The organism is Streptomyces collinus (assembly GCF_031348265.1).
GTDB classification, from domain to species: Bacteria; Actinomycetota; Actinomycetes; order Streptomycetales; family Streptomycetaceae; genus Streptomyces; species Streptomyces collinus.
The window spans coordinates 6093957-6116785 of record NZ_CP133771.1; the positions used below are offsets into that span (position 1 = coordinate 6093957).

The 22829-nt window shown below is 71.7% G+C and carries 16 protein-coding genes and 1 pseudogene; 8 read left to right on the top strand and 9 right to left on the bottom strand.

What is annotated here, in order from left to right:
- Positions 1-769 precede the first annotated feature (769 nt).
- From RFN52_RS27930 to RFN52_RS27940, 3 genes and pseudogenes are all read left to right on the top strand, one after another.
- Positions 770-1395, top strand: a pseudogene (locus RFN52_RS27930) (IPT/TIG domain-containing protein).
- A 152-nt stretch (positions 1396-1547) separates the two neighbouring features.
- A complete protein-coding gene (locus tag RFN52_RS27935; RefSeq protein ID WP_184850119.1) occupies positions 1548-1817 on the top strand; it encodes an IPT/TIG domain-containing protein in 270 nt (89 codons plus the stop codon).
- Positions 1818-1930: 113 nt separating this feature from the next.
- On the top strand, positions 1931-3124 hold the full coding sequence (locus RFN52_RS27940; protein ID WP_311241069.1) for a peptidoglycan-binding protein LysM: 1194 nt from the start codon (positions 1931-1933) through the stop codon (positions 3122-3124).
- Between the two features lie 290 nt (positions 3125-3414).
- Here the strand turns inward: RFN52_RS27940 and RFN52_RS27945 are convergent, their stop codons facing one another.
- Positions 3415-4314 (bottom strand): aldo/keto reductase, encoded by a 900-nt coding sequence (locus tag RFN52_RS27945; RefSeq protein WP_184850121.1) that lies wholly within the window; start codon positions 4312-4314, stop codon positions 3415-3417.
- Position 4315: 1 nt separating this feature from the next.
- The gene (locus RFN52_RS27950; protein WP_184850123.1) at positions 4316-5227 is read right to left on the bottom strand and encodes an NAD-dependent epimerase/dehydratase family protein; all 912 of its coding nucleotides are present in this window, start codon (positions 5225-5227) and stop codon (positions 4316-4318) included.
- A gap of 45 nt (positions 5228-5272) precedes the next feature.
- Here RFN52_RS27950 and RFN52_RS27955 point away from each other — a divergent pair, with 45 nt between their 5' ends.
- From RFN52_RS27955 to RFN52_RS27970, 4 genes are all read left to right on the top strand, one after another.
- A complete protein-coding gene (locus tag RFN52_RS27955; RefSeq protein WP_311241070.1) occupies positions 5273-5782 on the top strand; it encodes an Lrp/AsnC family transcriptional regulator in 510 nt (169 codons plus the stop codon).
- 29 nt (positions 5783-5811) lie between these two features.
- Positions 5812-6240, top strand: a complete 429-nt coding sequence (locus tag RFN52_RS27960) for a MerR family transcriptional regulator (RefSeq protein ID WP_184850125.1) — start codon at positions 5812-5814, stop codon at positions 6238-6240.
- A complete protein-coding gene (locus tag RFN52_RS27965) occupies positions 6234-6569 on the top strand; it encodes a thioredoxin family protein (RefSeq protein WP_311241071.1) in 336 nt (111 codons plus the stop codon). The genes RFN52_RS27960 and RFN52_RS27965 overlap by 7 nt, the downstream gene beginning before the upstream one ends.
- A gap of 172 nt (positions 6570-6741) precedes the next feature.
- Entirely contained in the window at positions 6742-8973 is a 2232-nt protein-coding gene (locus RFN52_RS27970; RefSeq protein WP_311241072.1) for a HelD family protein, read from the top strand.
- A gap of 40 nt (positions 8974-9013) precedes the next feature.
- On the opposite strand, the gene RFN52_RS27975 is transcribed toward RFN52_RS27970, so the two are convergent.
- From RFN52_RS27975 to RFN52_RS28005, 7 genes are all read right to left on the bottom strand, one after another.
- On the bottom strand, positions 9014-9424 hold the full coding sequence (locus RFN52_RS27975; protein WP_184850127.1) for a hypothetical protein: 411 nt from the start codon (positions 9422-9424) through the stop codon (positions 9014-9016).
- Entirely contained in the window at positions 9421-9885 is a 465-nt protein-coding gene (locus tag RFN52_RS27980; RefSeq protein ID WP_184850129.1) for a hypothetical protein, read from the bottom strand. The genes RFN52_RS27975 and RFN52_RS27980 overlap by 4 nt, the downstream gene beginning before the upstream one ends.
- A gap of 128 nt (positions 9886-10013) precedes the next feature.
- Complete coding sequence (gene glgB, locus RFN52_RS27985; RefSeq protein ID WP_184850131.1) at positions 10014-13013, bottom strand: 1,4-alpha-glucan branching enzyme; 3000 nt, start codon at positions 13011-13013, stop codon at positions 10014-10016.
- 31 nt (positions 13014-13044) lie between these two features.
- Entirely contained in the window at positions 13045-14487 is a 1443-nt protein-coding gene (locus RFN52_RS27990; protein WP_184850133.1) for a maltokinase N-terminal cap-like domain-containing protein, read from the bottom strand.
- 191 nt (positions 14488-14678) lie between these two features.
- Positions 14679-16379, bottom strand: coding sequence for a maltose alpha-D-glucosyltransferase (gene treS / locus RFN52_RS27995; RefSeq protein WP_184850135.1), 1701 nt, complete (start codon positions 16377-16379; stop codon positions 14679-14681).
- Positions 16376-18496, bottom strand: coding sequence for an alpha-1,4-glucan--maltose-1-phosphate maltosyltransferase (locus tag RFN52_RS28000; RefSeq protein ID WP_311241073.1), 2121 nt, complete (start codon positions 18494-18496; stop codon positions 16376-16378). Before RFN52_RS28000 ends, treS begins: the two co-directional genes overlap by 4 nt.
- 215 nt (positions 18497-18711) lie before the next feature.
- Positions 18712-19914: a S8 family peptidase gene (locus RFN52_RS28005; protein WP_184850137.1), complete on the bottom strand. Its 1203-nt coding sequence runs from the start codon at positions 19912-19914 to the stop codon at positions 18712-18714.
- 276 nt (positions 19915-20190) lie between these two features.
- Here RFN52_RS28005 and RFN52_RS28010 point away from each other — a divergent pair, with 276 nt between their 5' ends.
- A complete protein-coding gene (locus RFN52_RS28010; protein ID WP_184850139.1) occupies positions 20191-22809 on the top strand; it encodes a glycosyltransferase family 1 protein in 2619 nt (872 codons plus the stop codon).
- Positions 22810-22829 lie beyond the last annotated feature (20 nt).

Sequence of the window (22829 nt, forward strand, 5' to 3'; positions counted from 1 at the left end):
ACTGCCGCACCCCCCGGCGAGAAGGGCTGCCCACCGGTTGGATCCGCCTCCAATAATCCATTTACACCTCGGCAACAACAATGTGAATCAGAGCACCTCACCCGAACGGCCCAGCGCGTTATGTGCGCCCCCCACCATCAGGGAACGTGACATCTTTTCGAGCGAAGGTATCGTCGTGAGCCCGACGCGAATCGCCAAATCGCCGATGCGTCAAAGGATTTGAATACCGGTCGACGAACATCGTTCACAGGTGACGCGAACACGGTATAGGGGGGGATCCCGGTGCCGGCGGGCATGTGAAGGACAGGCCGGGCAGGCCCCTTGGCGCGGGGGCAGGAACGGCCGAACCACCTCCACCCTCCCGCCGCCGACCGGAGTCCATGCCCGCTCAGCCCGAACCAAACGATCAAAGCGGATGGCGTCCCAGTGACGGTTACTCCGTTCGGGTGGTTGGTGGTGGGGGCGTCTTGTCACCCGGTTGGCTGTGTGGGTCACTGAGAGTGTGAACCGGCGGGCTGCCCATCCCCGTGCCGGGGGAACGCTTGGACGGGCAGCTGTGTGCCGGTTTTCTCTTTGCCCACGGGAGAGGCCGGGAGGCTGCAGCGCGCCTGGCCGTGGCCACGGCGGTGCGTCGCCCCTGCTCGTTCTCCCTGGCCCCTTGCGGCGTTGACCGTGTGAGGTCGTGTACCTGTGACGCTGCCGTCGGCGGGCCGGCCGGCCCGTTGCACCGGTTCCTCGCATGTCCCCACCAAGAGCGAGGAGTACAGCCATGCCCATCTCTCCCCATCAGGGTTCCACCGGCGGTGGCACGCTGGTGACCATCACGGGCACGAACCTGTCCAACACCAGCGCGGTGAAGTTCGGCAGCAAGCCGGCCACGAGCGTCACCCAGGTCTCACCCACCCAGGTCTCACCCACCCAGGTCTCACCCACCCAGGTCACCGCCGTCTCCCCGTCCGGGTGGAACCGGCCTGTCCACCGCGACGAGCGTGGACTTCGGCGGCGTGACCGCCACTCCGACAGTCACCTCCGACAGCTCCCTCAGCGTCACGGTGCCCGCCGGAGCCGCCGCAGGCCCCGTCTCGGTGAGCGTGACCACCGCGGGCGGCACCACCAACGGCCTGTCCTACACGTACATCGAGAACCCGACGATCACCACGGCCGGCCCGGCCTCCGGCGGCACCGCGGTGACCATCACCGGAACCAACCTCGGCACCACCGACTCGGTCACCTTCGACGGCACCCCGGCACCCGTTCTCGGTGATCAACACCACCACGCTGTCGGCGGCCACGCCGCCCGGCACCGCCGGAGCAGACGACGTGGTCGTCACCAACCCCACCGGATCCGCCACGGCGGTCGGCGCCTTCCCCTACGTCGCCGGCCCCGGCACCTGACCCACCCCTCTGCCTCCGTGGCAGGGAGGCGGTGAACCCCCGTCCGGGCGGAAGTCCCCCCCCCGCCCGGACGGGTCTCACCCTGGCCACGCCACGATCCGGCCCTCATGTGTGATCAATCCGCGATCTGCCTTGTCTGAAGGAGTACAACCATGGCTGCCCCTGTGGTCTCTTCGGGCAGTCCCAACCAGGGGTCCGTCTCGGGCAGCACCACCGTCACCGTGACCGGGACCGGGTTCACCGGCGCGACAGCCGTCCGCTTCGGGACCAAAACCGCGACACCGTTCACCGTCGACAGCAGCACCCAGATCACCGCGGTCAGCCCCGCCCATGCGGCCGGTGCCGCCGCGGTCACCGTGACCACCCCCGCCGGCACCAGCAACGGCCTGTCCTGCACGCGGACCGACGCCCCGGCCATCTGACCCGGCGCGCGGTGCACCTGCGATGAGCCCCTGCTGTGCGGCGTCCATGAGCGTCCAGGCCCTGCCTGCCTGCGGAGGCCACGACGACCAGCCACCACCCAGGGAGATATCCGATGCCCCTGTTTCACGCCACCGTCATCCACCCCGACCGGTCCATCACCTACCGCGGCACCGTCGACCAGCATCACCTCGGGGACGTCCGCGCGGTTGCCGCGCTGCCCTCCACCCCGCGCCATGTCATCGAGCATCCGCGTCACCCGGGCTCGGTGTTCGTCCTGCGCGAGGACGGAGACCTCGAGTGGTACCAGCCCGTCCGCACAGCCCCAGCCCCGTCCGGGGCCAGGCACCGTGAAAAGCCCGCACTTCGCATGGAGCCCGGAAGAACGGCGACGGCCACCGTGGCCACTCGGGACCAGGGCGCCCTGTGGATCGGCCACGCGATCAGATGCGGCGACGGAGTGATCGGCGGCCCGATGGACACTCCCGGTAACCCACCCCGCGTGGTCCACCACACCACCGAGTCACCGGCCGGCGGAAAGTACCTGGAGGCCGTCGCCTCCTACCTGATCAAGGTGTCCGCCGAACCGCATCTGATCTACTGCCCGGTCACCGACCGCGTCGGGCAGTTCGGCCCCCTGCACCACTCAGCGCGCGCCCTGCGCAACGACGGCTCCCGCCGGACCAACCGGGAGGGCCGGGTCTGCATACAGATCGAGGTCCTCGGCCGCGCCGCCACACCGTGGACCGCGGGATGGGATCCCCGGGACAGACCCGGCTGGCAACGGATCCTCACCGCCCTCCGCTCCTGGGACGTACCCGGCCTGTGGCCAGCCGGCCCACCCGTGACCTACCCGGGCGGCTCCGCAACCCGCTCACGTTCCGTTTGGCAGTCCGAGGGCGGCCACTTCGGCCACTGCCATGTCCCGGGCAACGACCACGGTGATCCCGGAGCGATCGACACCGCCACAGTGCTGTCCGCCAGGGTCCGGCCCAGCCCCGGTGGCCCGTCCCGGCAGGTCAGTCTCGCCCACGTCGTCGCGGCCGCCAGGAAAGACCCTCCCGGTCCCGACGGCCACCGCACCCACCCAGCCGAGGTCCAGACAGTGGAGAACGCTCTCGTCATCGAAGGCCTCCTCGAACCCCGCTACGCCGACGGCTCGTTCGGAACCAAGAGCATCGAGGCCTACGCCGCCTGGCAGCGCAGCGAAGCCGGCGGCTCCTACCGGGGCGGAGACGCCGACGGAACACCGGGCCTCGACTCCCTGACCCGGCTCGGCAGACGGCACGGCTTCACCGTCATCCCGTAACCGGCCCCCGGCCGGCCGCGAAGACCGACCACGCCTCCCCCCTGTCCGCCCCCGAACCCGGTCATGCTTCGGCCGACCGCTTCAGGCTCCCGGACACTCGGCGGAGTACGGCGGCGGCCACCGTACTCCGCTGTCGGGTGCGAGGCTCGCTCGTTCGAGGCATCAGGGCATCATCTCGCCGCCCCGACAGAGCCTCCGCTACGAGAAGACCGCCCATCATCTGCCTGGCCGGACTCCACATCACGCGCATCCTCCCCTGGTCCGCCCGGTCATCCACAAAACGAAACTGCCTACGCGCGAGCCGGCTCGGCGGACTCGTCCAGGCGTACCCGCTCCTCCTCGGTGAGCAGCAGGTCCGCCGCGGCCGCCGAGTCCAGAATCGTCCGCGGCCGGCTCGCTCCCGGGATCGGGATGACCGCCGGGGACCGGGCCAGCAGCCAGGCCAGCCCGACCTGCTGGGGACTGGCACCGCGCTCCGCCGCCACCGCGTGGAAGGCGGCGAAGCGCTGTTCCCCTTCCGTGCGCGACGGCCCGTCCAGGGAGCTGCGGGCCAACCCGCCCAGCGGGCTCCACGGCAGGAACGCCAGCCCCAGTTCCTCGCACAGCCGCAGCTCCGGCTCACTGTCCCGGACAGCCGGGGAGTACCGGTTCTGCACCGACACCAGCCGGTCGCCGAGGATCTCGTGCGCCCGGCGGATCTGATCCGCGTCCGTGTTGGACAGACCGGCCAGCCGGATCGTGCCCGCGTCGAGCAGCTCTCGCAGCGCGCCGACCGACTCCTCGAAGGGCACGGCGGGGTCGGGCTTGTGCAGCTGGTAAAGGCCGATCGCCTCCACGCCCAGCCGCTTGCGCGACGCCTCGGCGGCGGACTTGAGGTGCCGGGGGTGGCCGTTCACCGTCCAGTCGCCGCCCGCCGGGCGGCCGCGGCCGCCCTTCGTCGCCACCAGGACGGAGGAGGTGTCACCGCCGTAGGAGGCCAGAGCGCGTGCCACCAGACGTTCGTTGTGCCCGGGCTCCGCGCCCGGCAGGTGGTACGAGTCGGCCGTGTCCAGGAGGGTCACGCCCGCGTCGAGTGCGGCGTGCACGGTGGCCACGGCACGCTCCCCGTCCGGCCGTCCCTCGATGGACAGCGGCATCGCGCCCAGCCCGACCGCGCTCACCCGCAGCCCGCCAAGAGTCCTGTAACGCACGTCAGTCGCCCTTCCCGAGCGTCTCCGCGACGGCACGCGGCAGCCACTGCCGGGCCTCGCTGAAGGTGAACCCCAGCCGGGCGGCCCGGGCGTTGTCCATGCCGTAGAAGCGGCGGAAGGAGAACGGCGAGACCTCACCGACCTCCACGGGCCGGAACTCGGCCCGGCCGCCCGGGACATGAGCGGCCACCGCCGCACACAGCTCCTCGGTGCTCAGCGCCCCGGAGGAGGCGGCGTTCACCGGCCCGGTGAAGTCCTCACCCGCCGCCCAGGCCAGGAAGCGGGCGATCTCCTCGACGTGGACGTACGTGGCCGGCCGGTTCGCCGTCGGCACGGCGATCGGCTCGCCGGTGCGTATCCGCTCGGCATAGTGGGCCAGCCGGCCCGTGAAGTCGTCGTCCCCGCCCAGCACATGGGCCACCCGCACCACCGTGGACGCGAACCCGGGTCCGGCCGCGAGGACCGCCTCGGCCTGCCGCTTGCCCTCCCCGTACTGGGCCTGAAGGAACGCGGGATCGTCCCAGGGCAGTCCGGCGTCGACGGGGACGGTGGACGGGTCGACGGCCTCTTCCCGCACCAAAACCTCGGAGTCCTCGTACTCGTACACCTCGACCGTGGAGGTCATCACATAGCGCCGGGTGCGTCCGGTGAAGACACGGCGGGCGATCGCGGCCTGGCGCGGGGTGTAGCAGACCTGGTCGACGACAACGTCGAATTCCCGCGAGCCGAGCGCGCCGGTCAGCGACCTTTCGTCGTCCCGGTCGGCGCGCAGGTGCTCCACCCCGGCGGGCGGCGGGGAGGACCCGCGGTTCAGCACGGTGACGCGGTGGCCTTCGGCGAGGAGCCGTGTGATGAGACGCTTTCCGACGTATCGGTTGCCGCCGATGACCAGTACTTCCAGGGCCTTTTCCATGGCCATAATTCTCCCGGCGTACATCCACGCTCTGAAGGGGGAACCATGGGAGTTCAGGCCGCCGCACCGAAAGAACCACGGCATCTGCGGACCGCCGCCGACGAAACATCGGTGGCCTTCGACGCGCTGGACCGGCAGATCCTCCAGCTGCTCCAGATCGACGGCCGGATCAAGCTCAGCGAGCTGGGCCGCCGGGTCCGGCTCAGCCCCGCGGCCGTCACCGAGCGGGTGCGACGGCTGGAGGCCGCGGGCGTGATCAGCGGCTACGGCGCCCACGTAGCGCCGGCCCGGCTCGGCTACGGCATCCAGGCGTTCATCCGGGTCAATCCGCACGGCGGCTACACCCTCAAGCACCCCAGGACCCTGGAGCTGATCGAGCGCCCCGAGATCACCGAGGTGCACCACGTGGTGGGGGAGGACTGCTGGATCCTCAAGGTCGCCGTCCGGGACACCGTCCAATTGGAGGACGTCCTGGAGGCGGTCTCCGCGCTGGGCCGCACCACCACGTCGATCGTGCTGACCTCCCCGGTGGAGCGGAAACCACTGTTGCCTTGACGCCGGGGTCAAGGCTTACGTTCGAGCGCATGCGAATCGGCGAGCTGGCCGCACGGGCCGGGACCACGACGCGGACGCTGCGGTACTACGAGTCGCGGGGGCTGTTGCCCGCGCGGCGCACGGGCAACGGGTACCGGAGCTACGACGAGAGCGACCTGCGCCTGCTGCGGCAGATCAGGACGCTTCAGGACTTCGGGTTCGACCTGGAGGAGACGCGGCCGTTCGTCGAGTGTCTGAGGGCCGGGCACCCCGAGGGCGACTCGTGCCCGGCGTCGCTCGCGGTCTACCGGCGCAAGCTGGACGAACTCGACGCGCTCATCGGCCAGCTGACCGGCGTGCGGGACACCGTGGCCCGGCAGCTGGAGCGGGCCGAGCTGGCGCGGGCCGAGCTGGCTGCCGAGGCGGAGGTTCCGGGCGGTCCGGAGCCCGCATGCGAGCTGGGAGGAAACCCATGGTGACCGGAGTGGCGGGAGTGACCGACGTGACGGACGCGGACTTCGAGGCGGAGGTGCTCGGTGCGCAGCTCCCGGTACTGGTGGAGTTCACCGCCGGCTGGTGCCCTCCCTGCAGGCAGATGGCCCCGGTACTCAAGGCCCTCGCCGCCGAGGAGGGCGACCGGCTGAAGGTGGTGCAGCTCGACGTCGACTCCAACCCGGCGACGACCAACGCCTACAAGGTGCTGTCCATGCCGACGTTCCTGGTGTTCCGCGGTGGCGAGCCCGTGAAGGCGATGGTGGGAGCGCGGGCCAAGCGGAAGCTGCTGGAGGAACTCGCCGACGTGATCTAGGCGACCCGCCCGGACAACAGGAAATCCCCCGAGCAATTGCGCTCGGGGGATTTCCTTGCGTATATTTGTTTGTTCGTGACTTCAAGTCGATTGAAGCCGCGGTGAAGTTCAGTGAGCACAGTATATCCGGGCGGGAGCGGAATTGTCAAACACCGAATTTCCGGACGATGAATTGCGACAGGAACAGGAATTCATCGACGGGTTGTACGCGCGCGTGGACGCGCTGCGCGGCGACGCCGAGACCTCCGTCACGGACGCGCTCGCGCAGGGCAACACCCCCATGCAGGCCAGACTTGAGCGGGACATCCTCGTGGCCGAGCGCTCCGGGCTGCTCGCCGCGCTGAACGCGGTGGACGGCTCCCTGTGCTTCGGCCGGATCGACCTCACCTCGGGCGTCACCCACCGCATCGGCCGCATCGGCCTGCGCACCGACGACGCCGAGCGCACCCCCGTCCTGATCGACTGGCGTGCCGATGTCGCCCGCCCCTTCTACCTGGCCACCGGCCACACCCCGATGGGCCTCAGGCGCCGCCGGCACATCGCCACCGACGGCCGGACGGTCACCCACCTGCACGACGAGATCCTCGACCTCGGCGACGAGACCCGCACCGGCCACGAGGACCCGACGGGCGACGCCGTACTGCTCGCCGCCCTCAACTCCGCGCGCACCGGCCGCATGGGCGACATCGTGCAGACCATCCAGGCCGACCAGGACCGCATCATCCGTGCCCCGCACCGCGGCGTCATGGTGGTGGAGGGCGGCCCGGGCACCGGCAAGACGGCCGTCGCCCTGCACCGCGCCGCCTACCTGCTCTACGAGCACCGGGAACTGCTCGCCAAGCGGGCCGTGCTGATCGTCGGGCCCAACCCGGCGTTCCTCGGATACATCGGCGAGGTGCTGCCCTCCCTCGGCGAGACGGGTGTGCTCCTCGCGACCGTCGGCGAGCTGTTCCCCGGCGTCAAGGCCACCGCGACCGACACGCCCGAGGCCGCCGCCGTGAAGGGCCGGGCCGGCATGGCCGACGTGCTCGCCGAGGTCGTGCGCAGCCGGCAGGCGCTGCCCGACCCGGTGATCACCATCGAGCACGACCGCGAGGTCCTCATGCTCGACGACGGCCTGGTCAACGTCGCCCGCGAACGCACCCGTGCCGTCAAGCTGCCGCACAACGCCGCCCGCGAGCACTTCGAGGGCCACATCCTCAACGCCCTCACCGACCTGTACGCCGAGCGGATCGGCACCGACCCCTTCGACGGGTCCAGCCTGCTCGACCCCAGCGACATCACCCAGATCCGCGACGACCTCGCCGAGAACCCCGAGGTCTGGTCGGCCGTCGACCAATTGTGGCCGCTGCTGACCCCGCAGCGGCTCGTCGCGGACTTCCTCGCCGCGCCGGAGGAGTTCCTGCCCGCCGAGGACGCCGACGCCGTACGCCGCCCGGTCACCCGGCGCTGGACGGTCGCGGACGTGCCGTTGCTCGACGAGGCCGCCGAACTCCTCGGCGACGACGACCGGCTCGCCCGCGACCGCGCCGAACGCGAGCGGCAGCGGCAGATCGCCTACGCGCAGGGCGTGCTGGACGTGTCGTACGCGTCCCGCACGTACGAGTTCGAGGACAAGGAGGAGGACGACCCCGAGGGCTCCGAGGTGCTGTCCGCGCACGACATCATCGACGCCGAGCGCTTCGCCGAGCGGCACGAGGAGGACGACCACCGCAGCGCAGCCGAGCGCGCCGCCGCCGACCGCACCTGGGCGTTCGGGCACATCATCGTCGACGAGGCGCAGGAACTGTCGCCGATGGCGTGGCGGCTGCTGATGCGGCGCAGCCCGACCCGCTCGATGACCCTGGTCGGCGATCCGGCCCAGACGGCGGAGGCGGCCGGGGTCGGCTCCTGGTCGGGCATCCTCTCCCCGTACGTCGAGGACCGCTGGGAGCACACCCGGCTGGGCGTCAACTACCGCACCCCGGCCGAGATCATGGACGTCGCGGCGGCCGTGGTCCGCGCCGAGCAGCCGGGCTTCGAGCCGCCCAGCTCGGTCCGCTCCACGGGCGTACGTCCCTGGGCCCGCGCCACCGACGACCTCCCCGGCGCCGTCGCCAAGGCGGTCGGGGAACTCACCCCCGCCGAGGGACGGCTCGCGGTGATCGCCCCGCGCGACCTCCACCGCCCCGTCGCGGCACGGCTGGACGGCGTCACGGCGGGCGCCGAACCCGACCTCACCCAGGCGGTCGTCCTGCTCGACCCGCGCCAGGCCAAGGGCCTGGAGTTCGACTCCGTCCTCGTGGTCGAGCCCGGCCGCTACGGCACCAGCGACCTGTACGTGGCCCTGACCCGGGCCACCCAGCGGCTGGGCGTGCTGCACACCGGGCCCCTGCCCCAGGCCCTGGCGGAGGCCTTCGGATGACGGAGCGGCCCCGCACCCGCCCGCCCGGGTGCGGGGCCGCCTACCGCAGGAGCGACTCCGGATCCCGCAGTGCGTGCCACAGCCCCGCGGCGAGCGCCACGGCCGCCGAGGCGAAGAACACCCAGAACAGGAACTCGGCCCCGGGCGCGAGCTCGTAGACGGTGCCGTCCTCCCACTCGCAGTAGGCCCGCGGTGGAAACGGGACCGAGACTCCCGACACCTTCCCGCTCCCGATGACACCCTCCCGGTACGGCTCACGGGGGCAGGGGGCGGTCTCCGGGAACAGGACGGGATCGTCCGCCGCCATGATGAACACCCAGGTGACCGCGGTGAGCGGCACCGTCCAGAAGACCGACGTCCTCACCCACAGCGGCAGCAGCGGATGCGCCAGCAGCCCGCGGAGCGCGACCTGGCCGACCACCAGCACGGCGAAGACGGGAAGCACCGTCACGACGTCAGGGCCGCCTTGCGGGCGCGCAGTTCGGTCGCGTAGCCCGCGCCGATGGCGAACAGGGCGGCGGACAGGGCGAGGGAGGCGCTCGCCCCGTTCATCCACCCGTAGGCCGCATCACTGGAGTAGACGGAGCCGTCCTCGCGGACGCAGTCGAAGCGCAGCGGCAGGTACGAGGACCGGTGATGGGACAGCCCCTCCCGCGTGGCCTCGTCGAAGCCGTCGCGGCAGGCCGGGGCCGGGACCGAGTTCGCGCCGTCTCCGAACGCCTGCTCCGACAGCAGGACGGTGAAGAATCCCAGCGAGTACACGGCCGCGGCCGCCCACGCGGCCGTCGCCGCCGCCCGGCGCAGCAGGTGCACCGGCCACGGCTCGGGCCGCCCGGGCAGCGCCATCGCGACGACCCCGGCACCCGCGACGAGCGCACCGACGGCACAGGCCGTCGAGACTCCGAAGCCCATCAGCACGGCAGGCCCGGCGAGGTGAACCGCATGGCATCCATGCGGCCACCCCACCAGGGCCGGACCGGCCGGGCTGTGGCGGAGGCCACTCCTCCGGTCACAGCCGTGTCACAGGAGGCCCGGGCCCCCTACGCCGGCCGCAGCCACACCGTCGCCAGCGGTGGCAGGGTCAGGCGGATGCTCGCCGGGCGGCCGTGCCAGGGCTGGGGTTCCGGTTTGACCGGGTCGGGGTGGGTGACGTCGCTGCCGCCGTAGCGCGCCGCGTCGGTGTTGACGGCCTCGTGCCAGGCGGGCACGTCCTCGGGGACGCCCAGGCGGTAGTCCTGGCGGGTGACCGGCGCGAAGTTGGACACCGCCAGCACCGGGACGCCTTCCGGGTCCAGCCGCAGGAACGCGAGGACGTTGTCGTCCGCGGCGTCCCCGACGATCCACTCGAAACCGGCCGGGTCGGTGTCCAGCCGCCACAGCGCCGGGGTCGCCCGGTAGACGGTGTTCAGGTCGCGGACCAGGTCGCGCACGCCCCGGTGGTCGGGCTCCGCCCCGTAGCCCGGGTCCAGCAGCCACCAGTCCGGGCCGTGCGCCTCCGACCACTCGGCGCCCTGCGCGAACTCCTGGCCCATGAACAGCAGTTGCTTGCCCGGGTGGGCCCACATGAAGCCGAGGTAGGCCCGCACCCCGGCGCGCTGCTGCCACCAGTCGCCCGGCATCTTCGACACCAGGGACCGCTTGCCGTGCACGACCTCGTCGTGCGAGATCGGCAGCACGTAGTTCTCGCTGTACGCGTACACCATCGAGAAGGTCATCTCCCCGTGGTGGTACTTGCGGTGCACCGGCTCGTGGCTCATGTACTGCAACGAGTCGTGCATCCAGCCCATGTTCCACTTCAGCCCGAACCCCAGCCCGCCGAAGCCGCTCGGGCCCTTGTGGTGGGTGGCCCGGGTGACACCGTCCCAGGCGGTGGACTCCTCGGCGATCGTGACCACGCCGGGCACCCTGCGGTACACCGTCGCGTTCATCTCCTGGAGGAACGCCACCGCGTCCAGGTTCTCCCGGCCGCCGTGCTCGTTGGGCGTCCACTGGCCCGGCTCGCGCGAGTAGTCCAGGTAGAGCATCGAGGCGACGGCGTCCACGCGCAGCCCGTCGATGTGGAACTCCTCGCACCAGTACACGGCGTTGGCGACGAGGAAGTTGCGCACCTCGTTGCGCCCGAAGTCGAACTCCAGCGTGCCCCAGTCGGGGTGCGCGGCCCGCAGCGGATCCTCGTGCTCGTACAGCGGACGGCCGTCGAACTCGGCCAGCGCCCACGCGTCACGCGGGAAGTGCGCCGGCACCCAGTCCATGAGGACGCCGATGCCGGCCTGGTGCAGCTTGTCGACCAGGTACCGGAAGTCGTCCGGCGTGCCCAGCCGGGCCGTCGGCGCGTAGAAGCCGGTCACCTGGTAGCCCCAGGAGCCGCCGAACGGATGCTCCGCGACCGGCATCAGCTCGACGTGCGTGAAGCCCAGGTTCTTCACGTACCCCGGCAGCTGCTCCGCCAGTTGACGGTAGGTCAGCCCGGGCCGCCAGGACGCCAGGTGCACCTCGTACACCGAGAACGGCGCCTCGTGCGCCGGGGCCTCGGCGCGCCGGGCCAGCCACTCGGCGTCGCCCCACTCGTACGCCGAGGACGTGATGACCGACGAGGTCGCGGGCGGCACCTCCGTGCGGCGGGCCAGCGGGTCGGCGCGCAGCGTCCTCGAACCGTCGGGGCGGGTGATCTCGAACTTGTACAGCTCGCCCTCACCGACGTCCGGCAGGAACAGCTCCCACACCCCGGACGAGCCCAGCGACCGCATGACGTGCCCGGTGCCGTCCCAGAAGTTGAAGGTGCCGGCCACGCGCACGCCGCGCGCGTTCGGCGCCCACACCGCGAACCGGGTGCCCGTCACGCCCTCGTGGGTCATCGGGTGCGCACCCAGCGCCGTCCACAGCTCCTCGTGCCGGCCCTCGCCGATCAGGTGCAGGTCGAGGTCGCCCAGCGTGGGCAGGAAGCGGTACGCGTCCTCGGTCTCCAGGACCGTCCCCTCGTACTCCACGACCAGCCGGTACGCCGGGACCTCCCGCAGCGGCAGCAGGCCGGAGAAGAAGCCCTCCCCGTCGTCGTGCAGCTCGGCCCGCAGTTCCCCGGCGACGACGGTCACCGACAGGGCATACGGCCGGAACGCCCGGAAGGCGATGCCGCCGGGCACCGGGTGCGCGCCGAGCACGGAGTGCGGGTCGTGATGCGTGCCGCCGAGCAGCCGCTCCCGGTCCGCCGCGTCGACGGCGGGCGAGACGGCGACCTCCACCTCCGGCGGGACCACCTGGGCGGAGGCGGCCTCCAGGGCGGGGGCCTGTCCGGCAGGGGCCTTCCGGGCAGCCGCCCTCCGGGCCGGGGCCTTCTTGACTGCGCCCCTCTTCGCGACGGCCTTGCCCGCGGGCGCCTTGCCGGCGGTGGTCTTCTTCGCGGGGCTCTCGGCGACCGTGCTCGTGGCGGTGGCGGTCTTCTTGGCGGTGGCGGTCTTCTTCGCGGCGGCCTTCTTGGCGGTGGCCTTGGCGGGGGTGGCCTTCTTCGCGACGGCCTCGGCGGCCGTGGTCGTCGCAGCGGCGCTCTTGGCGGTGCCGGCCTTCTTGGCCGGAGCCTTCTTCGCGGTGTTCTTCGCCGCGGGGGACTTCGCGGCGGCCGCCTTGCCGGCGACGGTTTCCGCGGCCGTGGACGTCGAGGACGCGGCCTTCACGGCAGTGGTCTTGGCCGCCGTCGCCTTGACCGTCGTGGCCTTCTTGGCGGCCGATTTCTTGACGGCCGTCTTCTTCGCCGCGGCCTTCTTCGCCGTGGCCGTCCCGGCCGCGGGCAGCTCGACCGCCGTCTTCTCGGCTGCGGCCTTCTTCGCCGCCGCCTTCTTGGCCACCGTCTTGCCGACGGTGGTCTTCGCGGCGGCGGCCTTCTTGGCGGTCGCCTTCGCGGGGGCCGCCTTCTTCGCCGCTGCCTGTTTGGGCACCGCCGTCTTCTTCGCGGCGCTCTTCTGCTGGGCGGCCGTGGGCTGCTCGGGGATCTTCTCCCCGGCGGTCCCCTTGGGGCGCGAACCGCTGGACTCAGGGCGGGGGGTCACGGGCGGAGCCTCCAGGACGAGGGGTGGTCGGTCAGGTCAGGTGGCCGGTCGAGGCGAGCCGGTCTATGGCGGCCAGGGGCACCGGCAGCCAGTCGGGGCGGTGCCGGGCCTCGTACACCACCTCGTAGATCGCCTTGTCCGTCTCGTAGGCGCGCAGCAGCACCGGGTCGGTGCGCGGATCGCGGCCGGAGGCCTCCGCGTAGCCGGAGCAGTACGCGGCGCGGCAGGTGTCGGCCCAGTCCGCCTGGGGCGGGTCGGCCGAGCGGGCCGCGTAGTCGAAGGACCGCAGCATGCCGGCGACGTCCCGCACCGCCGGCTGCGGCATGCGCCGCTCGGCCAGCGGCCGGGCCGGCTCGCCCTCGAAGTCGATCAGCCACCACTCGCCGGACGGCGAGCGCAGGCACTGGCCGAGGTGCAGATCGCCGTGCACCCGCTGCGCGGTCCAGGTGCGGCCCTCGGCGGCCAGGTCGCCCAGCGCCGTGAACGCGGAGCGCAGCCCGCCGGCGTACGGCCGCAGCGCGGCCACCGCCTGGACGGCCGCGTCCAGCCGCTCGATCATGCCGTCGACCATGAGCCGGAGCTGCATGTGACCCAGCGTGACCGTCGGCAACGCGCGGGCCAGCGCGGTGTGCACCTGGGCGGTGGCCCGGCCGAGAGCCCGCGCCTCGGCGCCGAAGTCCTCGCCCTTGGCCAGCTCGCGCAGCGCCAGCTCCCAGCCGTCCGAGGCGCCCTGCAGGAACGGCTGCAGCACCCCCAGGACGTACGGCTGGGCGGCGAGGTCCACCGAACCCGACGGGACGACCGGGTCCGCCGTGGGGGAGATGTCCGCGACCAGCCAGGCCGTCGGCGCGGGCACCCGGGGGCAGCCCTCGCCGGCCAGCGCGAGCGGCAGTTCCAGATCGGGGTTGACCCCGGGCACGATCCGGCGAAGCAGCTTTAGGATGAACGTATCTCCGTAGACGACCGACGAGTTGGACTGCTCGGCCGTCACCACGCGCGGCACGAGACCCGAGCGGATGTCCTGGCCGGCGTCCCGGTCGAAGCGCAGCCTGCCGATGCGGGCCCGGGTGCGCAGCGCCTCCAGGAGCAGCTCGGCGGGCCTGGTGTCGTGCAGGGCGTCGTAGACCGTCCGGCCGGCCAGCGGCCCCGTCGGCACGTGTCCGATGAGCGCGGGCGCCAGCCGAGGCGGCAGCGCCTCGCGCACGCCTATCAGCAGCTGGTAGCAGTCACCGGGGTGGCCGGGCGCACCGTGGGACGGCACGGCGGGCTGATGGGCGCGGACGAGCAGGTGGTACAGGCCGAGCTTGGACGTGGCCGGGAGCAGCTCGGTGGCCTCGACCAGCGTGAACCCGGTGACCGGCCGCCCCTTGCCCGCGAACCACCGCTGCCGCGGCAGCCACTCCCGCAGCAACGGGTCGAGGGAGGCAAGGAGGCCGGGCGGGGTGGTGACGGTGCGTGTGACGGCTTCCGACATGGCGTCGCGTCCTTTCACCCATTCTCGGTGCGCCTCCGGGGCCTGTGGCCGGCTCCGGTGGGCGCCCCTCCGGCTCACGCGGGCGGGCGGGGTGTTACTGATGCGTGCCCCCGGCGGGGCGGAGGAAACGCCCCGCCGCGGGGGTTTGCCGCCCGCCCCGTGGATCAGGCCTCAACAGGCCTTTTCAGGCCTCACATGGTCTCCTTGCGGAGCCTGAACCAGTAGAATCCGTGCCCCCCGAGGGTCAGCAGGTATGGCAGCTCGCCGATGGCGGGGAAGCGGACCCCGCCGAACAGCTCCACCGGGTGCCGCCCTTCGAAGGCGCTCAGATCCAGCTCCGTGGGCTGCGCGAACCGCGAGAAGTTGTTCACGCACAGCACCAGATCGTCCTCGTACTCCCGCAGGAATGCCAGCACCGCGGGGTTGGAGGAGGGCAGCTCGGTGTACGAGCCGAGCCCGAACGCCGGGTTCTGCTTGCGGATCTCGATCATGCGGCGGGTCCAGTGCAGCAGCGACGAGGGCGAGGCCATGGACGCCTCGACGCTCGTGACCTGGTAGCCGTAGACCGGGTCCATGATCGTGGGCAGGAACAGCCGTCCCGGGTCGCACGAGGAGAAGCCCGCGTTGCGGTCGGGCGTCCACTGCATCGGTGTGCGCACCGCGTCCCGGTCGCCGAGCCAGATGTTGTCGCCCATGCCGATCTCGTCGCCGTAGTACAGGATCGGCGAGCCCGGTAGCGACAGCAGCAGGGCCGTGAACAGCTCGATCTGGTTGCGGTCGTTGTCCAGCAGGGGAGCGAGCCTGCGGCGGATGCCGATGTTGGCGCGCATGCGGGGGTCCTTGGCGTACTCGGCCCACATGTAGTCGCGCTCTTCGTCCGTGACCATTTCGAGCGTCAGCTCGTCGTGGTTGCGCAGGAAGATGCCCCACTGGCAGTTCGACGGAATGGCCGGGGTCTTGGCCAGGATCTCGGAGACCGGGTAGCGGGATTCCCGCCGTACGGCCATGAAGATGCGCGGCATGACGGGGAAGTGGAACGCCATGTGGCACTCGTCGCCGCCGCTCGGGTAGTCGCCGAAGTAGTCGACGACGTCCTCGGGCCACTGGTTGGCCTCCGCCAGCAGCACCGTGTCCGGGTACTGCGCGTCGATCTCCTTGCGCACCCGCTTCAGGAAGTCGTGCGTCTCCGGGAGGTTCTCGCAGTTGGTGCCCTCCTGCTGGTACAGGTACGGCACCGCGTCCAGCCGGAACCCGTCGATGCCCAGGTCCAGCCAGAACTTCAGCGCGGAGATCATCTCCTCCTGCACGGCCGGGTTCTCGTAGTTGAGGTCCGGCTGGTGCGAGAAGAAGCGGTGCCAGTAGTACTGCTTGCGGACCGGGTCGTAGGTCCAGTTGGAGGCCTCGGTGTCGACGAAGATGATCCGCGCGTCCTGGAACTGCTTGTCGTCGTCCGCCCACACGTAGTAGTCGCCGTAGGGCCCGTCGGGGTCCTTGCGCGACTCCTGGAACCAGGGGTGCTGGTCGCTGGTGTGGTTCATGACGAAGTCGATGATCACGCGCATGCCGCGCTGGTGGGCGGCGTCGACGAACTCCACGAAGTCCGCGAGGTCGCCGAACTCCGGCAGCACGGCCGTGTAGTCGGAGACGTCGTAGCCGCCGTCGCGCAGGGGGGACTTGAAGAACGGCGGCAGCCACAGGCAGTCGACGCCGAGCCACTGGAGGTAGTCGAGCTTGGCGGTCAGGCCCTTGAGGTCGCCGACGCCGTCGCCGTTGCTGTCCTGGAACGAGCGGACGAGCACCTCGTAGAAGACGGCGCGCTTGAACCACTCAGGGTCACGGTCCCGGGCGGGAGTGTCCTCGAAGGTGTCCGGAACGGGTTCGTTGACGATCATGTTGTGGGTGACCCTCCGATCTCCGGGGTGGACGGTCGCAGAACCGTGAAGACGTGCGCGGGCCTGCGGCCCGGTTCGAGGCGCACATAGTTGGCCCTGCCCCAGTGGTAGGTCTCGCCGGTGAGCTCGTCGCGCACCGGCACCGACTCGTGCCAGTCCAGGCCGAGTTGCGGCATGTCCAACGAGACCGTGGCCTCCTGGGTGTGGTGGGGGTCGAGGTTGGCGACCACCAGAACCGTGTTCGAACCCTTCCGCTTCGAGTAGGCGATCACCGCTTCCTGGTCGGCGTGGTGGAAGTGGATGTCCCGCAGTTGCTGGAGGGCCGGATTCTCCCGCCGGATGGTGTTGAGCCGGGTGAGCAGCCTGGTGATGGTGCGGCCCTCGCGTTCGGCGGTGGCCCAGTCACGGTGCCTGAGCTGGTACTTCTCCGAGTCCAGGTACTCCTCGCTGCCCTCCTTCAGCGGGGTGTTCTCACACAGCTCGTAGCCGGAGTAGATGCCCCAGGACGGCGACAGCGTCGCCGCGAGCACGGCCCGGACCTCGAAGGCGGGCCGGCCCCCGTGCTGGAGGTAGGCGTGCAGGATGTCGGGGGTGTTGGCGAAGAAGTTCGGCCGCATGTAGGAGGCGGCCTCACCCGACAGCTCCGTGAGGTACTCGGTCAGCTCCTGCTTGGTGTTGCGCCACGTGAAGTACGTGTACGACTGCTGGAAACCGATCTGGGCCAGGGTGTGCATCATCGCCGGACGCGTGAACGCCTCGGCCAGGAAGATCACATCCGGGTCGGTGCGGTTGACCTCCCCGATCACCCGCTCCCAGAACACCACCGGCTTGGTGTGCGGATTGTCCACCCGGAAGATCCGCACGCCGGCGTCCATCCAGTGCCGCAGCACCCGCACCGTCTCGGCGACCAGACCGTCCATGTCCGCGTCGAAGGCGATGGGGTAGATGTCCTGGTACTTCTTCGGCGGGTTCTCCGCATAGGCGATGGTGCCGTCGGGGCGGTGGTGGAACCACTCCGGATGCTTCTGCACCCAGGGATGGTCCGGGGAGCACTGCAACGCGAAGTCCAGCGCCACCTCCATGCCCAGCTCCCGCGCCCGCCGCACGAAGGCGACGAAGTCCTCCAGCGTCCCCAGGCCGGGGTGCACCGCGTCATGGCCGCCCTCGGGCGAACCGATCGCCCAGGGCACACCGACGTCGTCGGGGCCGGGGGAGAGGGTGTTGTTCTTGCCCTTGCGGAAGGTGGTGCCGATGGGGTGGATCGGCGGCAGGTAGACCACGTCGAAGCCCATCGCCGCGATCGCCGGAAGCCTGCGGGCCGCCGTGGCGAACGTGCCGTGCGGCTGCTCGCGGGTGCCCTCCGAACGCGGGAAGAACTCGTACCAGGAGCCGTACAGCGCCCGCTCCCGCTCCACCAGCAACGGCAACGGCTCACTGCTGGTCACCAGATCCCGCAACGGATGCCGCGCCAGGACCGCGTCCACCTCCGGCGTCAGCGCCGCCGCCAGACGGGCCGCCACGGGGCGGTCCTCGTCCCGCAGGGCGTCGACGGCGGTGAGGATCACGTCGCGCAGTCCCTCCTCCTCGGGCACACCGGCGGCCGCCCGCTCGTACAGACGGGCGCCCTCCTCCAGGACGACGTCCGCGTCCATGCCGGCCGGGATCTTGATCTCGGCGTGGTGACGCCAGGTACCGACCGGGTCCCCCCAAGCCTCGACGGTGAACGTCCACAGGCCGGGTTCCCCGGCGGTGACCGTGGCGCCCCAGCGGTCCGTCCCCGGGGCCAGCTCCCGCAAGGGCGTCCACGGGCCGGGCCGGCCCTCGGGATCCTTCAGGACGACGTTGGCCGCCACCGCGTCGTGCCCCTCCCGGAACACGGTCGCCGAGATCTCGAAGGTCTCGCCGGTGACGGCCTTGGCCGGCCGGCGTCCCTGCTGGACCACCGGACGGACATCGAGTACGGGTATGCGCCCGACGGCGGTCGCGTCGCCAGGTGGTGGTGGCGAGGCCGGCGGGCCGGCATCGGCCGGGCGCGCGGGGCGTGCTTCGCCGCCGGGCGCGCGCGCCCCGGTGGTGCGGCGGTTGGGGGGTGCTGGCGAATGGTGCTTGGCGGGCATGACCGCTCCTGTCCGCGTCAACGTGGGTGGGCGGAGGTCTGTGGGGAGGTGGGTCCTGCGTGGTGCTCCTGAGATGGGTACCCGCAGGAGCCTTCCCACCCTATTCGGGTGGGCAATCCGGCACTTTGTTAACTACTCACGCGTATGTCGACACACAAGACCGGCCTCGTCCGCGACGGACGAGGCCGGCCCCCTGGCATGGCTGCTCCTTCGCCCTACACGCGCGGCACCCGCAGTAACTTGTCCGGCGAACCGACGCCCCGGCCGGAGACCTTCCCGGTCGCCGCTCCGGCCGTCAAGGCCCTCCCGACCTGGGCCGGAGTCGCTTGTCGATGATCGGCCAAATAGAGCGCGGCCGCGCCCGCGGCGTGCGGGGACGCCATCGAGGTACCCGAGTAGGCGGCCCGCGCGGTGTCGCTCGCGGCGGACGCGGAGGTGATGCCGACGCCCGGGGCGAACAGATCGAGCGCCGGACCGTGGTTGGAGAAGGCCGATTTCCTATCCCCCCGGTCGGTCGCCCCGACCGTGACGGCCTGCTCGACGCTCCCCGGGGAGTACAGGCCGGCCGGCATGCCGTCGTTGCCCGCGGCGACCGTGTAGGTGACGCCGGAGGCGATGGAAGCGCGGACGGCGGCGTCCAGCCGGTCGTTGCGCGGGCCGCCCAGGCTGAGGTTGGCCACCGCGGGCTTCCTCGCGTGCCGGGTCACCCAGTCGATCCCGGCGATCACCCGGGCCGTGGTGCCCCCGCCCGCGGCGTCGAGGACACGCACGGAGACGATCCGGGCCTTCTTGGCGACGCCGTGGGCCGTCCCCGCGACCGTGCCGGCGACGTGGGTGCCGTGGCCGTTGCCGTCCGCGGCGACCGGGTCGCCCCCGACGAAGTCCCAGCCGTGGCCCGCCCGGCCGGCGAAGTCCCGGTGGGTGGTCCGGACGCCGGTGTCGATCACGTAGACCGTCACCCCGGCGCCGGCCTTCCCGGGCCAGGTGTAGCTCCGGTCCAGCGGCAGCTTCGGCTGGTCGACGCGGTCCAGCCCCCACGACGGGGGGTTCTTCTGGGTGCCGTCGAGCCGCACGCGGGTGTCCTGGACGACCGAGGCGACCCGGGGGTCCGCGGCCAGCCGCCCGGCCTGTCTCGCGTCCGCGCGGACCGCGTAGCCGTTCAGGACCGTGCCGTAGGTGTGGCTGATCTCCACCCCGTACCGTCCGGCGAGCCCCTTTCCGGCCGCCGACCCGGCAACCGTGTCCTCCTCCAGCGTCACCAGGTAACTTCCGTGCACGGAGCCGGGTGATCCGGCGCCGAGTATCCGCCCCTCCGGTACGGCGTGCGCGGGCAGGGTGGTGGCCGAAAACGCCGCGGCGCAGATCGCCGCCGTCAGGCCCCCCGCCCGGCGCAGACGCCGCTCGCGCGTCCGTGCCATGGTCCGAGTTCCCCTCCTCGACTCGGCGTACGGCTGCCGCGCGGCACCGCGTACGGCGGGCACGGGCCGGTACGCCAGGGGCAGCCTCTCGTGACGTGTGAAGCACCACAAGGACGCCTATGGGTGCGGAATCGGCCATATTCGCGGATGGTGCTGTTCAGGCCGATCGGGCGGCGGGTGGCGGAGCCTCAGCGGCGGAGGCACCGACGCCGGTACTGTCGTAGGAGACGTCGTCGAAGCCCTGCGAAATCCAGCGAACGCGCCGAGGTGGAACCCGTGAAGGCGATCCGTCGATTCACCGTCCGACCCGTTCTCCCCGAACCCCTCCGGCCCCTCAGTGATCTGGCCCGCAACCTGCGCTGGTCGTGGCACGCGGAGACCCGTGACCTGTTCCGGTCGGTCGACCCCGAGCGGTGGGCCGCCTCGGGCGGCGACCCCGTCCGGCTGCTCGGCAGCGTGCCGCCCGCGCGGCTCGCGGAGCTGGCCGGGGACGGCCCGTTCCTGCGCCGCCTCGCCGAGGTCGCGGGCGATCTGAGCGACTACACGACCGGCGAGCGCTGGTACCAGACCCAGCCCGAGGAACTGCCCGCCGCGATCGCCTACTTCTCACCCGAGTTCGGCATCACGGCCGCCCTGCCCCAGTACTCCGGCGGCCTCGGCATCCTGGCCGGCGACCACCTCAAGGCGGCCAGCGACCTCGGCGTCCCGCTGATCGGCGTCGGCCTGCTCTACCGGCACGGCTACTTCCGCCAGACCCTGTCCCGGGACGGCTGGCAGCAGGAGCACTACCCGGTCCTCGACCCCAACGAGCTGCCCGTCGTCCAGCTGGAGGAGCCCGACGACAGCCCCGCCCAGGTCTCCCTCGCCCTGCCCGGCGGCAAGCAGCTGCACGCCCGGATCTGGCTGGCGCAGGTCGGCCGGGTCCCGCTGCTGATGCTGGACTCCGACGTCGAGGAGAACGACCTCGGCGAGCGCGGCGTGACCGACCGGCTCTACGGCGGCGGCAGCGAGCACCGGCTGCTCCAGGAGATGCTCCTCGGCATAGGAGGTGTCCGGGCGGTACGGACGTACTGCCGGCTGACCGGCCACCCCGCGCCGGAGGTGTTCCACACCAACGAGGGACACGCCGGGTTCCTCGGCCTGGAGCGCATCGCCGAACTCTGCGCCGACGGGCTGGACTTCGACTCCGCACTGGAGTCGGTCCGCGCCGGGACCGTCTTCACCACCCACACCCCCGTCCCGGCCGGCATCGACCGCTTCGACCGCGAACTGGTCGCCCGCCACTTCGGCCCCGACGCCGAGCTGCCCCGCATCGACGTCGACCGCATCCTGCGGCTCGGCATGGAGAGCTACCCCGGCGGCGAGCCCAACCTCTTCAACATGGCCGTGATGGGCCTGCGCCTGGCCCAGCGCGCCAACGGTGTCTCCCTGCTGCACGGCAACGTCAGCCGCGAGATGTTCGCCGGCCTGTGGCCCGGCTTCGACGCCGACGAGGTGCCGATCACGTCCGTGACCAACGGCGTGCACGCGCCCACCTGGGTCGCCCCCGAGGTGTTCCGGCTCGGTGCGCAGCAGATCGGTGTCCAGCGCGCCGAGGACGCTCTGACCGTCGGCGGCTCGGACCGCTGGGACACGGTGGCCGACATTCCCGACCAGGACATCTTCGACCTGCGGCGGGTGCTGCGCGAGCAGCTCGTCGAGGAGGTGCGGGAGCGGCTGCGGGCCTCCTGGCGGCAGCGCGGCGCCCACACGGCCGAGCTGGGCTGGATCGACGGCGTCCTCGACCCGGACGTCCTCACGATCGGCTTCGCCCGGCGCGTCCCGTCGTACAAGCGCCTGACGCTGATGCTGCGCGACCGGGACCGGCTGATGGACCTGCTGCTGCACCCCGAGCGGCCGGTCCAGATCGTCGTCGCGGGCAAGGCGCACCCGGCCGACGACGGCGGGAAGCGGCTGGTGCAGGAGCTGGTGCGGTTCGCCGACGATCCGCGGGTGCGGCACCGGATCGTGTTCCTGCCCGACTACGGCATGGCCATGGCACAGAAGCTGTACCCCGGCTGCGACATCTGGCTGAACAACCCGCTCAGGCCGCTGGAGGCCTGCGGCACGTCCGGCATGAAGGCGGCGCTCAACGGCTGTCTCAACCTGTCCGTCCTCGACGGCTGGTGGGACGAGTGGTTCCAGCCCGACTTCGGCTGGGCCATCCCCACGGCCGACGGTGCCGGGACCGACCCCGACCACCGCGACGACATAGAGGCCGCGGCGCTGTACGACCTGCTGGAGCAGCGGGTGACGCCCCGCTTCTACGAGCGCGGGCAGGGCGGGCTGCCCGACCGGTGGATCGAGATGGTCCGGCACACGCTGAGCCTGCTCGGGCCGAAGGTGCTGGCCGGGCGGATGGTCCGGGAGTACGTGGAGCGGCTCTACGCGCCCGCGGCCCTGTCCCACCGGTCCATGGGGCCGGACGCGGCCCGGGATCTCGCCGAGTGGAAGGGGCGGGTGCGGGCTGCCTGGCCGGGGGTCACCGTCGACCACGTGGAGACGTCGGCGTCCGACGCGCTGGCCGAGCTCGGTACGACGCTCGGGCTGCGCGTGCGGGTCGCCCTCGGCGATCTCGGCCCGGACGACGTCGATGTGCAGGTCGTCTCGGGGCGGGTGGACGAGGAGGACCGGATCGGTGACGCGACGGTCGTGCCCCTGAAGCCGGTGGGCGCTCCCGACCAGGACGGGCGCTGGGTCTATGAGGGGCCCTTGTCGCTGGATCGCACCGGGCCTTTCGGGTACACGGTGCGGATCCTTCCCGCGCACCGGCTGATGGCTTCCAGCGCGGAGTTGGGGCTGGTGGCCGGACCGTCCGAGGAGCTGGTGGCGGCTGCGGGGTTGCTGATGCGGTGATTGCGGTGCGGGGCGACGGT